This window comes from Pseudoalteromonas sp. S1650, assembly GCF_005887195.1.
Classification (GTDB): domain Bacteria; phylum Pseudomonadota; class Gammaproteobacteria; order Enterobacterales; family Alteromonadaceae; genus Pseudoalteromonas; species Pseudoalteromonas simplex.
The window spans coordinates 82645-96135 of sequence record NZ_PNDF01000045.1 but is presented as its reverse complement, the minus strand read 5'-3'; the positions used below and the strand labels follow the sequence as shown (position 1 = coordinate 96135).

Below are 13491 nucleotides of genomic sequence, written 5' to 3'. Positions count from 1 at the left end.
AGGTATGCAAATGTGTGACTAAACTAGAAATGTTAAAAGTAAACGCTTTTTGGATAAACCATACATCGGTTTTGCATGACCAGTCATTAAGAAATATTGGGGAATTTTCTATTAAGCAAAAACACCTTTCTGTTACGTAAACTCATAAAGGGGCAAAAATGAGTTAAACGCAGATTCTTCTTGGGATAATAGAAGAGAGGCACTTATTGATACTTTAATTGCCTTTTAAAACCCACTTTCCTAATAAAAACTGATTAAATCGTGCCCCTTAACATTTGATACTAAACTCGACGAAATTTGTAAGAAGTAGCCATGATACCAATGCTCTTAAGCTGAGGCCCTGAGGATAATTTATATAGTGCTTTAGTTTTTCTGATATTTATTATAGTTCAGCTCGTTATAAATATCGTGTCCAGATTGGCGTATTGTATTTCAGTTGCCACCCACTTTCAGAGCTACCGCCGGTTTGAGTACTACAATCTTTTTGAAGCTGACCTTGCGACAAACCCTGTGTATTGACCTCTAAACCACCTGCTCCTACTGACACACTCGCCGGTGCATTCGAGCCAACAACTAAACCACCATTGATAAAAACCTTGGAACCCGAGGTCGTTACAGCTCCACCAAGTGTCACATGACCATCTATAACCCACCCTTGTACATTTAAACCTCCTTGCGAGATAATTGACGAATTAGCAAGTGCTAAACCAGTCTCTTCATCTCCTACCAATTTACCGTCAGGGGTGCATAAGTTTGTTGGCACAATTCCACCACTGCATAGCTCACTAGGATTAAAGTTTGGCGCTATGAGTTTTCCATGCCCTGAAGAGGCTAGCTCTAGATCTCCTGTTGTAACAAATGTATTTAGTAAATTTTTACCTACATTATTTACGGCATCATTACTGCCAACACCATTAATTTTTAACGACCTATCAAACCATGCAATTCCTGGCGGAAAAGAAGAAATTCCATTTAATTCCCAAATTTCGTTGTTTCGAAAACAATGCCCACTTCCCCATCCACATGAAAGAAAAGGCTGCTCTCCAAAAAAACGAAGCTCATCTTTTAATAGATCATAAACACCATCAAGGCTTGTTCCATCAGCTAAACTTACATTTTGAATCGTTAGATGACGTTTACCATCAACCTCCTCAAAAATATAGTTAGCTGAAGCCTTATAATCATCAGCAACCACTTTAGCTACTCTTGTGTCGCAATACGGCACCCCAGGCAAGCTAGAGTTAATTCCAGTCATTTTTTGGACTAGATTATTTAGCGTTGCATTACCTTGATAATCACCAATACTTAACTCTCCAGCAATTTGGCTCGGGTTAAGAATTTTAGGTAAGTTCCAACAATTTGAATCACTGCTACATCCACCTTTATTCGCTCGTAGATTACCACCACCAATCAGCGAACCGATATTACCAGTGCCTACGCTAAAATCACCATTTGAGAAAACATTTGTATAATTAGCGTCATATCCATCACTTACTATCTTTTGCCCCCATAGTTCTCCAACTGTAAGGGTGAAAATATCTATGTTTCCCCCGAGGACTCCAGTAGTGACGAACTGTATTACAGAAGGTAAAGAATCATCACCATCTAAAACCTCACTTGCAAACCCGCTCACAAATCCAGTTGAGTTCTCAATATTGGCATCGCTTAAGTCAACAAGTAATCGCCCACCAGAAGTCATTTCAACCACAAATTTTAGATTCTTTGACGGTAATAAAACTCCTAAATCCTTCGATGATCCTGCGGCCCCAGCATCGTTAAGTAGCTTACCACCTATACCAGCCGTTCCAATCAAATTACCAGTATCATCCAGCACTTCTGCACTAAAAGCACCAGCTCGAAGGTATTCATAGACCCCTTTACCGCTATTACCAATATCAATATCACGCGCCCAAACGCCCACATGTTCAGGCGTTGACATGCTTTCAAGCGTAAAGCGACCACCGACATACAGGTTTGCATTACGTTTTATTCCCCCGCCATTCATATAAACATCACCGCTCACACAACCAGAAATACCACTTTTTGAAGAGTTTGTGAGAGTCAAGTTGCCTTCAACAGCGATATCTGAGAGAGCATCACCTGACAAGAAGTCTGTTCCACCTCCTGTTAAGTCAGTTGCTCCCCTGAGAACAGCTGTACGAACCATTGAACATGATTTTATTGGTGACTTGGTGCCTGTATGTTGAAGCTCAAAAACAGCTTCAATTGATGAGTTAGAGTAAGCTTTTGTCCCCTTTGCCGCTTCAGCATTCACTTCAGCATAAAGATATGTTTTATCATCCACTTCCTCTTTAAATAGGGAGAGATGAATATTTGGGTCACTGACGCTTGGCTTGAGTGTCAGTTGTGTTTGTCCAACTTCTGCTTTAAGTGGTAATGAATCAATTAATTCTTCCAATTGAGAGCTGTTAAGAGCATTTAAATACTTTTTTGTTAAATCTACTCCAACCCAAGCTTTTCGTTGGGCTAGTGTTTGCGCATGCATGGTTAAACTCTGATTTTGAGAACCTTGGATATAATGAAGTGAACCTAAAACAGCAATGGAAATTGACACTCCCACTAAGAGTAAAATAGTGATTGTCGCTGCACCACACTGACGCGACCTAACAGTAATTCTGTTCATACTATCCCTTGTATTATGAAACAAAGTTCAGCAAACATGTTGAGCTTTCAATTTGTCGTGCAACAGAGTTATGAAATACTAAAACCAGTTTTAAACGACCTGAAATATCTGTACTAAATGGATAGCAAGTTACTCTCTTAGCGATAATTGTAATAGGGGTGGCCTGCTCTGCTCCATACTGGGAAGGTAGAATAAGTCTTGAAGTAAGCTTTATATTTTGCATATCTAAGTCACATGATACTTGCCACAAACCACCTTCACCATCTGCCGATAACCCACGACATTGAGTACCATTAAAATCTTTACTTAGCCATAAAACAGTATCACCACTAGCAACAGAACCTTCAGATGTAGCCAAAGGAACAAAAGCACTGCTCTTGAAAATGCGTAAATGAGAACCATATGATGAATTCTCGATTCCAAAGCCTGCAGCTTGTAACATCATATTGGTGGATAATAAAGCTGAAACGCGCTCACCATCACTTCGAGAAGATTCAGAAGCTGGAACAACAACTTGGATAGTGTTTCTATATACCATCATCATTCCTATTAGTAGGAATGAGGAGATTAGCAAGCCAACTAGTAAACTAATTAAAGTGAAACCGCCTTGTTTCTTCATTTTATACTCGAACTTTCCGATATTCGAATAACGCCATCAGCTCCAAAAAATGCTTGTGATTCTTCGTCTCCATTCGTTGATAGCGTTAAAACATTTGTTTTTACAGATACATTGGCGCCATTAACACCAATAGTTACATCATTCTCATCACACCTTGCAACTAACTGAATATTCCCAACCCAACTGAGATTTCCAGGATTACTACAAAGAGTTACATCATTATGTTGTTGAAGGCGTTCGCGCATTTCCAATAGCGCTAAACTATATGTATTCATATAGCGTTGGCTCACTAAACCTCGACCTAAAACTTGTGCAATACCGAGAAATAAAATTGCCAAGATTAACATAGCGACCATCGCTTCGATCAAAGAGGACCCTCTTTGAAGCACTAATCCTTTAGTAAAAAGCCCCATTGTAAGAAACAGCTCCTTTATTGAGAGTAAACGTTAGATTATCACCAACCTGCTGATCATTTTTCAGTATTAAGCCTCGATTATTAATAAAAAATACCGTAAGGCGATTATTACTTCGAAGTAAAGAAACACCTTCAGGCCAGTCCCCCTGCCAAACGATATTTCCAGAACATAAGGAACCTTCAGGTTCTCTTACCTGAAGCACCCCATCTGCTAATTTAACGCATGCAGATGATGCTAAATCCCCCTGTGAATTTTGTGGGTTACGTAATGCCAATGCCTTGGCTTGACTATACCCATTCGCAAGTAAACTTCTTGCGTTATTAACTTGAGCTTCATATATCCAAGATTGAGTAAAAGGAACGACTACTAATACCAAAAAACCAATAATTGTTATTACTATCATCAGCTCAATGAGAGATAAACCCGATTGTTTTTTTACCAAGACTTCAACCCACCACAATTACCAGACAGTGTTCGTGAACCGGTGTTGGATAAAGTTAATACGCAATCAGAATTAGTTGCTTTGAGGAGGTATGAGTTTGCCGTCACACTCATATTAATAGTGTAATTTTTAGATGACTGATACCAATTTACATTATCAACTGTAGCACCTGAGTAACTCAATCGGCGTTGAAATCGGTTTTCTAAACTTACAGATAGTGCAACTAAGTCAGCTCCTGCTACATGTGCATGACTACGAAGAATATAATTTTGATATGCAGGAAATGCGATTGATGCAAGAATCGCTGTAATTGAAATTACAATCATAAGCTCAATAAGAGTGAAACCATCGCTCTTAAATGAGCATTTTTTATAAACGCAAGACATAAAAAGCCAAATCATATTAGAAATTGAGGTATAGTAATATTATTTAGAAATGGAGTAGCGCTACGAATGTAAAGAGGTAGCAGCGATTCTTGAACACTGTGTCTTAAAGCAACTTCTATAAAAAAATTGTGTAGTCATTGAATACCCATCCTTGGTTTAAAAAACATATTGCTTCCATTCCTTTATTAACTAAGAAAGTTAAAAGAAATAACAGCAAGGGATATAATTAGAGTTAAAACTCAAAACCAGCACTAAAGTACACCATCACTTACCTAAATTCAATACATAGAAAATATTATACTATTATATAAAATTTGGCACTCAAGACCTCTAACACAAACTTTTAGAGCATTTACGTTTACGCATTTTGGGGATACTAGTCATGCTTCTTTTTACATTAAAGATAAGTAAATAAAAAGGAGTAACACGCTACTCCCTTGTTCGGCAGCCCTTAACTAAAGGTTCGTTTTAAATTGACTAACGGCCTCAACCACTTCTTTTGCACCTTTTTGAATATCATCGATTACACTACCTGCACTATTAGAAAACTCTAATGCATCTTTTGCTTCTATTAGGCTAGATTCAATTTGAGTTACAGCATCTTGTGTTAATACTTTATTTTCCGTCACAACACCTATTATCTGCTCAGTAGCGGCACTCGTTCTTGAAGCAAGTTGTCTTACTTCATCAGCCACAACAGAGAACCCGCGTCCTTGCTCTCCTGCTCTTGCTGCTTCTATTGCAGCATTGAGAGCAAGTAGATTAGTTTGGTCAGCAATACCTTTTATACTATCAACCAGTTGAGCTACTTTAGCTGACTGTACATCTAATTTATTGATACCTTCACTGGCTGTTTCGAGTTTCTTAGACAAGGCATTCATCGTTGATATTGTTTGCTTTACAACTTCTAAACCGTTTTCTGCATCTGCGTCTGTTTGCTTTGAAATATCGTAAGCAATCTCTGCAGTTTGTGAGATTGCTTGTTCTCTTCTCATTTGATCTGTAATGACAGTCGCAAACTTAGCAACTTTATATAAATCACCATTGTCATCATGAATTGGGTTATATGAGGCTTCAAGCCATACCTCATTACCGTGACTATCAATCCTTTTAAAGCGGTCTGAAATGAAGCGCCCTTGCTTAAGTTCAGACCAAAACTGCTGATAGGCATTCGATTCAACTTCATGTCGATCACAAAACATACTGTGGTGCTTTCCTAGAATTTGATTTTGAGAGTACCCCATGGCATTCAAAAAGTTATCATTAGCGTTGAGTATTACGCCATCTAGGCTAAATTCAATCACCGCAGAAGAACGACTGAGAGCAATAAGCATATCTTCCTTCTCTCTAGATTGAGATATAGTTCTTGTAAGTTCAGCTGAATACACGGCAAGTTCGCCATTTATTGGCTGTAAAATGCTTCTAAGCCACAGTTCACGACCTGTATTAGTTTGTAATTGTAAGGCGCCGTGCCAATGGTTTAACTTAATTATTGCCGAGAGTAATTTTTGTGTGTGGGGTTTTTTAATTGATTTTTTTAGGAGCAAATCATTTAGGGTTTTACCTATTAGATCATTTGCTTTGAAATCTAGCGCTGCTGCAAATCGTTCATTTACTTCAATAATGGTGCTATTTTTGTTCAGTAAAAAATACAACATCTCTTCTTTGAGCTCATGCTTTATATTTTCGTATTCTGCAACCTGCTCTTTTAAATAAATATTTTCAGATAAAAGTTTGCGATTAGTAAACCACATTAGGTATGTTCCTTTGGATTATGAACTCAAGATTTGAGTGATTTTATTATCATACAAATATAATAGCTTATTAAATAGTATATTAAGATGAATGGGTACAAAGAGAGGTTAGAAACTATGTAAGTTAGCTCCAAGCATAGTTTGCAAAGAGCTTATTTTCTGCTCAAGGATTATAAAAGATCACTTTTTCTATTTCAGAGCCTTAAATTATCGTTAGCAATACGCTTTTGCATTATCACAATGGGAAAGTATATTTGCGTACAATTCCCTCACTAGTATTATCAGAGTGAATTCTGAATGCGTTTGTTTGATTTACGATATCGTCTAAAGGAACGTGGAAGGGGTAATATTAAGAAAGCGAACCCGAAGGTTCGCTTGTTTAAGTTTTTAATTTGGCTGTTTAATTTAGCTGGCCTTCTTCACACTCTTCCCACTCATTGAAAAGACTGTCTTCATCGGCTGTGCGCCATATTTCGTATACATAAGTAATTTCTGGGATTTCTCTAATATTGAAAGAGAAATGGAAGCCTTCAGACTTATCGTCATTACGAATACAAGGCACTGCAGGTACTATGGTTTGAAATGCTAAACTTTCGCCTTGTTGAATAACACGTCCTTCATACAGGTTTTCAAAGCGAGGGGTAAGACTCGCAAGACCACCATTAATATGGCTCACCTTAACATTTTCAACTGTATACGCACTGTCCATAGCACTTAGCTCCCACTGCACATAGCCTTCTTCTAAGAATGGACGCGAGCTTGCACTAAAGCCATTTGCAAATGGTGGAATTGTTTCATACGGTAGTGGGTGCCATAAGCTTTCGCCATCTTCATTAATGCTTCGTAAGCGAACACCTTTCGCTTCTGATAATGGATCAACTTTAACAACAAAATCATATTGTGGTGCATCGTCTATTAAATCAGTCGCTGAATAACGGAATGTATAAGTACCTGGTTTGGTAAACACTTGACCGCGTGTGGCAGGACAATCAGCTTCATCAGGGTAACTTGTGAATTCTCCTCCTTCAGGCGTGCTAATTAACTCTTCATGGGTGAATACTTCGTCACCATCAGCATCAACCGTAACTGGGCGATGTAATAATGACATACACGGTAAGATTTGATAGTAATCTTCACCTGGCTGTAGTCTTCCCCAGCTACGTGCCCACACAACAGAACGAATTTCAGGCGCAGTATTGGTAAGTTTTGCAAGGCCATCATCTTCTGCATAAGTTTTTGCAAAAAGTCCGCGATCATCTTCAACAATCAAGCGCGCAGTATATGAGCCTGGTACATCAGTTACCACGCGAGCACGGCGATACTCTTGGGTTTCAGGTTCAATAACTGGCTCAATAACCGCGTTACTGCCATCTGGACGATCAACAAGTTCCCAATGGAATGTCATTGGATCATCATTTGGGTCTTCACTTGATGCATCGAATACAAGTGCATCACCTACAATAACTGATTTAGATTGAGCATCTACACCGCGTGTTGAAGGCTGCCCATTAACATTACCAATTTTAGCTTCCATTGTTGCATTGGTTGTTAGTTGATTAACACCATCAGATACGACCATTCGTACTTTATACATGCCTTCAACATCAAGCTTTTGGATCTTTTTACCCATTGGCTTCCAAGAACCAATATCAACTAACTCAACAGTACTTGTTTCTGGCTTTTCTATAAGTTCCGCACTGATTATTTGCAGTGCTTCACCTTCTGGATCATAGCCTGAAAAATTAAACTCAGCGCGTAAACCAACTTCTTGTTCACCAATACTATAAGAAGGGAAATAGCCTGTTGCGAGTAACTCGCCAACGGGTGCTTTGTTTTCATTAGACTCAGGATCTTTCTCTACAGTTACAAGAACTTCACGCTCTTCGCTTTTTCTTGCACCATCAAACACAAACAGTACCAATGAATACTCTCCCGCTGCAGCTGGCGTAAAAGTAAGTGTATCTGTTGTTCTTCCTGTTAATTCAGGTAATGGAATAGCATCTGGTTCAACAGGACTGTAAGCCCATTTCCAACGGTATTGTAAAGACGCTCCTTCAGGGTCATTACTTTGTGATGCATCAAGCGTGACTGTTTGCCCAAGCTTAACCGTCACATCGTCAGCAATCGCAACAGGTGGAGCATTACCTGATGAAACAGTTACGGTAACCGTTTTTGGTTCACTGGCAATATTTCCGTAATAAACAACCAACTCTAGTTTGTAATCTCCAGCTACATCAACAAATAGAGTAGCTAAACTAAGTGTTTCATTGCTTAAATAACCCGCACTCTCAGCCGGTTTTTCAACAATCTTCCATTGATAATCTAAACTGCCTGTCTCGCCTGTAGGAGGTAAACTGGCACTTGCATCTAGGCCGACACTCGTTGTGCCCAAACTTACACTGTATACAGGCTCAGTGATTGCTGTCGGATATGGTGATGTTGCATTAAACGTAATGCGTGTTGCTTCACTGTTATTAACACCATCATTAACAATAAGACTAATGACATATTCACCAGGAAGATCAGCCACAAAATCGGTGCTAAGACTATCGTTACTGGTTAAAGCTGCTTCACTTTGTTCTGGGCGAGAAATAAGTTGCCATTGATAACTAAGTTCTTTGTTATCAGCGCTACTACTTTGATCAGCACTTAGTTGAATTTGTACTGCACCATCTTTAAGTGAAAACGTTGTTTGTTCTGTATTGCTTGTGATGACAGCCGTCGGTTTTTGTTCAACAACAACAGGGGTGCTATCGTCGTTACCACCACCTCCACCACAAGCGGTTAGCGCTAAAGCTAGCCCTATAGCAGTGAATGTATGTAGCATCAATTTCATCGGGGTCTCCTTGCTGGTTTTTCTGGCAATTAAAATTGTAAAGTTAAGCTAAGCTTGGCTGTGCGCCCTGGGGCTGGCACAAGTCCTAAGCTCAATGCGTCTAAGTAGTAACGATCGGTAATATTATCGATAGTAAAATCAAGGGTCGCCGTATCGTTAAATTGGTATGAACTGTAGAAATCTAAAAGGTTATAGCTGTGCCATAGCACAGGCTCATTAAAACCTGTTGGTGCGTTATATCGAGGAACTGGGTTTCTTTTGCCCATAAAGGTAGCGCGTAAACCAGTCTCGAATTTTTGATCAAAAAGACGTAACCCTAAATGCAGGCTGGCATGCCAGTTAGGCGGGATCATATTATTGATGTAACTCTGTGTGATCCCCCAATCAGTACATTCATAACGCACGTAGCTACCATCATTACACACTTCAATATAAGAATATTTAGTACCACTTAATTCAACTAACCAAAAAGGTGCTGTGTAACTAAAGTTAAACTCAACACCATTAAGATCTAAACTGTCGATATTGCGCATACGAAATAAATCGAGCAAACCGCCTTGTGATTCCTCCCACGCATTTGGTTGTGTCCGAGTCAGATAGTCATCTACATGATTCTCGAAATAGGCAAGCTTGATAGCCAGTTTCTCTGTGTTATTCGCTATTTTTTCGTTTAAATAATTAATACCCAATTCTTGGTTTTTGGCATGCTCAGGCTTCAGAGATATATCAAGCACAGGGCTCGCAGACAAACCAGAGGTACTTTCAAACAAGCTTGGCATACGTAAAGCTTCTGCGTGTCTAATGTATAATTGAAGACCGTCTAACGCTTGCCACGTTAAAGCTATAATCGGCGCACCACCTGAGTGACTATTCTGATAATTGACAGGAACACAGCCTCCTTGCCCATCAGGTGTACATGCAGGGTTATTAGGCTTAAGTTCTAAAGGGTTATTATCTTTTGAAGAGAAATGACTAAAGCGGAACCCTGCTTCTAATTGCCACTGCTTTGTAATTTGCCAATCGACAGCGCTAAAAGCACTAAACTCTTTACGCCAACCGCTTCGTGAACCTGCATAAGAATTATCTGTTTGGACCGTATCGGTATCCATATCTTCCCACTGCCCGGCTATGCCATAGCTCAATGCAAGTTCGCCATAATTGTAGAACATCATTTTATTACTAAATTCAGCACCCCAACGCTGATAGTCATCTTCTCGGGCTATGTTGTCGGCAATATCAACTGAGCCGGGACGAGGTGTATTAAGATCTGTAATCGCATCTGTGTGCCACAAATTAGCCGAAAAATCGGCCCAATCATAAGTAAGCGGTTGCCATTTGTATTTTAATGTATAGGTATGGTTTGTTACTTCGCTGTCAAGCCATTGTCTTGCTTGACCAAAAGAGCGGATTTGCGAAGGCATCATTTCGCCATATTCGCTGTTATAAAGGATATAACTCATCTCTAAGCTATGATCTTTTGGCATCACCAAGTTCGTTTTAAGTAATACCGACTCACTATTGAAATTTGTATTTGGTATACGCTCATTAGCACGAAATCTTGACGCACCTTCCATAGAGACTGGAGTCTCGGTATACCAAGCCATTTTAACCGGCTCACCATAAATCAATTCGGGTTTAGGGCCATGGCTACCTGCATAATAATTGCCTTGTTCACGCTTAGCGTAAGCACCAACTAAGTCACCCCAACTAAAGCGTTTTGCTGCAGCAACACTCCCCGCGTAACTCGAAAACTCTAACAAACTAGGTCTGTCCATTCCTTCTTCGGGGGCAAAATGCTCTGGCATCAAGTACTGTTCAGTACAATATGTTGAAAAGCGACAATCTGAGCGATAGGCATTACGAGGTAGATAATAGCCTGCATAGGTTCCAGGCTGAGGTACGCTTGAGCTATTACCTATGGCACTCGCTCTTAAACGCACACCTGACAGCTCCCCTTCTTTGACAATATCGTCTGCATTAAGAGTGCTAACACTCACTAATCCGCCCGTCGCACCGGTCCCTTGCGCGTCCATAACAGGGCCTTTACTAATCGTCATTGAGCCAATTAAATCAGGGTCAATATAACTGCGGCTAGAGACACCTGAATACCCTCGATAAACAGTTGTTTCTTGGCGACTTCCATCAATAGTAACTGGCACACGGCCTTGACCTTGCATACCGCGGATATTGATGTCTAAACCACCTGAGTTACGGTTCTCACTGACTAATACCCCGGGTGTACCTTGGAATATATCGCCAACACTGGTACCGCGAAATCGTTCAATATCTTGCTGAGTGATGACGTTTACCGATTTTGCTTCGGTATAGGTTTTATTTTTTAGTTTATTGTGTTGTCCCTGAACTTGAATAGTATCAAGAGCAATCACATCTGATTGTGGCTTAGCTTTAATGATCCAAGCGTTTTGAGCAATCAAAAACGCTTCTAATGAGGTTGATTGTAAAAGTTTATTTAAAGCAGTTTCTGTGCTGTAGCGTCCTTTAAGCTCTAATACAGAGATATTTTTTACGATTTGCTCATCAAAGCTCAGTGTGATCCCTGCTTGTCGTGAAAGAAGCGTTAATGAATCACCTAAATTACCTGCAGGTAAGTCAAATTGAACTAATGTGAAATTAGCTGAACTAGCTGATGATTGCGCCGCATAAATTGGGGCCACAGACAACAGGCTCGAAACAAATATGGCACAGCTAGAAAGCAATACACGAGACGGCATGTGAGTTTCCTTTTTTCGTTACATACCTATAAAGCCGAACGAAAAATGAAAAGCCGTAAAAATAAATGAGAATTATTTTACTTTGGCAAAATTTCAGCCCAGAAACGGGTCAGATAGTTAAGCTTTGCACCCACTGATTGTGCAACAGTTGATAAAATTAAATCTGTATCTGAAAGCTGAAATACACCAGAAATTAGCGTGTCGTTTAAACTTGGATGACAACGAATATGACCGCTTCGATAACGAGCCAACTCGTGTAAAAAATCGGCAAGTGGCATGGCCCTGGCAGTGAGTAGATTTTGACGCCAGCTACTGTAATCAAAAACCCCAGAATTTAACGAAAATTGTTTATTGGAAAAGAGTTGATACGTTGAGCCTGCTTGTAGGGATAAACTGTTTTCACCTGCCGCTGCACTATAATGCAGTAGGCCTTTGTTTACTTGTACAATCGCATGGCTTGCCTCATGACGAACAAAAACTTCTGCGTTTTGAGTAGCAAATACACCATGAGCAGTGTGCAGTTGAACAGGTGCATCAATAGCTGCGGTTTTTAAAAATAACTCACCTTGCGTGAGCGTAATAGAATTACTCTTGTGCTCATCAATTTCTACCGTACTATGGCGGTTTAACCACAGTTGGCTATTTTTGAAAACGGTAAATTCTTCGCGACTATTTCTGGTTGATAAATCGGCACTTAAATAATGACGAACGCCTTGCTGCTCAGCTAAAAAAGCCACACCAGCTACACTTAGTGTCGTACCAAGCGCGCTTTTGAGCAAACGTCTACGCTGCAGATTATCAATTTCATGGTCTGTTTTTTGTAACGTTTCTCGTGCATACCCGGCGGACTTAACAGCAACATCACTAAATGCTTTATCAAGGTGTAGTAACCGAGCACATGCCAGCTCATGCAATGGATCTGCACTGCGCCACTTCACAAAATGTGCCTGCTCTGCCTCACTGATGCTGCCAGATTCAATTTTAATTTGCCATCGAATTGCTTGTTGAACTATGTGTTCTGGAATATGAGCTTGATTGTGATTGAGTCTAAAATTCATCAGATTTAGCTGTCAAAATAAACAAGTTGGTAGCACTGTAGTGTTGCTTTAGCGATATATTTTTCGACTGAAGATAAACTTACTTTTAGTTCGCTTGCGACATCTTTATAACTCATGCCATCCAATCTAACCATTAAAAAAGCTTTTTTTTCTTTTGCTTTCAAACCCGTGAGTAACTTGTCAATTTGCTCAAGTAAGTTAAGCAACTCTAATTGCTCTTCGGGCGAAAAGTAGTCAGACTCAGGCATTGATTCGAGCATGCTTTGATAATTACGTTCAAGCACTTGCCTGCGTAATTGATCTGTCATCAAGTTACCAGCAACTTTCGTAAGCCAGGCACGAGGGCTACGCATATCATCATAAAGCATTGGCTTATTTAACAATTTTATAAACGTATCTTGCGCCAGATCCTGGGCATTATCAGCACTACTTGTTCGCTTAGCAATCCAACGAACTAACCATTCGTGGTGTTCTTGATACAGCGAGTTGAACCCAGTTCTGTTAGTAGTCTTGCTAGTCAAAATTTACAAAGTCCCGTTGCGTGGCAGGCGGACATTATAAACAATAATCATTCTCATTCAAGCTAATTTATTAGGTAAACCTT

10 protein-coding genes are annotated in these 13491 nt (G+C 39.8%); all 10 read right to left on the bottom strand.

Translation table 11 applies throughout. The features are described from left to right. Positions 1-397 precede the first annotated feature (397 nt). Positions 398-2644 (bottom strand): hypothetical protein, encoded by a 2247-nt coding sequence (locus CWB80_RS14215; protein ID WP_138599178.1) that lies wholly within the window; start codon positions 2642-2644, stop codon positions 398-400. Positions 2645-2657: 13 nt separating this feature from the next. Beyond that, positions 2658-3263, bottom strand: coding sequence for a PilW family protein (locus tag CWB80_RS14210; protein ID WP_138599177.1), 606 nt, complete (start codon positions 3261-3263; stop codon positions 2658-2660). After that, on the bottom strand, positions 3260-3676 hold the full coding sequence (locus tag CWB80_RS14205) for a type IV pilus modification PilV family protein (protein ID WP_138599176.1): 417 nt from the start codon (positions 3674-3676) through the stop codon (positions 3260-3262). Before CWB80_RS14205 ends, CWB80_RS14210 begins: the two co-directional genes overlap by 4 nt. Then, entirely contained in the window at positions 3660-4121 is a 462-nt protein-coding gene (locus CWB80_RS14200; RefSeq protein WP_171041539.1) for a pilus assembly FimT family protein, read from the bottom strand. Before CWB80_RS14200 ends, CWB80_RS14205 begins: the two co-directional genes overlap by 17 nt. Further along, entirely contained in the window at positions 4115-4447 is a 333-nt protein-coding gene (locus tag CWB80_RS14195) for a type IV pilin protein (protein WP_171041538.1), read from the bottom strand. The genes CWB80_RS14200 and CWB80_RS14195 overlap by 7 nt, the downstream gene beginning before the upstream one ends. Positions 4448-4962: 515 nt before the next feature. Next, on the bottom strand, positions 4963-6261 hold the full coding sequence (locus CWB80_RS14190; protein WP_138599174.1) for a methyl-accepting chemotaxis protein: 1299 nt from the start codon (positions 6259-6261) through the stop codon (positions 4963-4965). A gap of 400 nt (positions 6262-6661) precedes the next feature. Next, a complete protein-coding gene (locus CWB80_RS14185) occupies positions 6662-9097 on the bottom strand; it encodes a PKD domain-containing protein (RefSeq protein WP_138599173.1) in 2436 nt (811 codons plus the stop codon). Positions 9098-9126: 29 nt separating this feature from the next. Further along, positions 9127-11829 carry a TonB-dependent receptor gene (locus CWB80_RS14180; RefSeq protein ID WP_138599172.1) on the bottom strand — a complete coding sequence of 901 codons (2703 nt, stop codon included), beginning with the start codon at positions 11827-11829 and terminating at the stop codon, positions 9127-9129. A gap of 77 nt (positions 11830-11906) precedes the next feature. After that, positions 11907-12887, bottom strand: a complete 981-nt coding sequence (locus CWB80_RS14175; protein ID WP_138599171.1) for a DUF4880 domain-containing protein — start codon at positions 12885-12887, stop codon at positions 11907-11909. 5 nt (positions 12888-12892) lie between these two features. After that, positions 12893-13408: a sigma-70 family RNA polymerase sigma factor gene (locus CWB80_RS14170; protein WP_054553565.1), complete on the bottom strand. Its 516-nt coding sequence runs from the start codon at positions 13406-13408 to the stop codon at positions 12893-12895. Positions 13409-13491: the final 83 nt, after the last annotated feature.

Excerpts from the sequence above, each read along its gene's own strand:
- CWB80_RS14210 (WP_138599177.1), bottom strand. The coding sequence starts at position 3,263 with ATGAAGAAACAAGGCGGTTTCACTTTAATTAGTTTACTAGTTGGCTTG.
- CWB80_RS14195 (WP_171041538.1), bottom strand. The coding sequence starts at position 4,447 with ATGATTGTAATTTCAATTACAGCGATTCTTGCATCAATCGCATTTCCT.
- CWB80_RS14215 (WP_138599178.1), bottom strand. The coding sequence starts at position 2,644 with ATGAACAGAATTACTGTTAGGTCGCGTCAGTGTGGTGCAGCGACAATC.
- CWB80_RS14175 (WP_138599171.1), bottom strand. The coding sequence starts at position 12,887 with ATGAATTTTAGACTCAATCACAATCAAGCTCATATTCCAGAACACATA.
- CWB80_RS14190 (WP_138599174.1), bottom strand. The coding sequence starts at position 6,261 with ATGTGGTTTACTAATCGCAAACTTTTATCTGAAAATATTTATTTAAAA.
- CWB80_RS14205 (WP_138599176.1), bottom strand. The coding sequence starts at position 3,676 with ATGGGGCTTTTTACTAAAGGATTAGTGCTTCAAAGAGGGTCCTCTTTG.
- CWB80_RS14180 (WP_138599172.1), bottom strand. The coding sequence starts at position 11,829 with ATGCCGTCTCGTGTATTGCTTTCTAGCTGTGCCATATTTGTTTCGAGC.
- CWB80_RS14185 (WP_138599173.1), bottom strand. The coding sequence starts at position 9,097 with ATGAAATTGATGCTACATACATTCACTGCTATAGGGCTAGCTTTAGCG.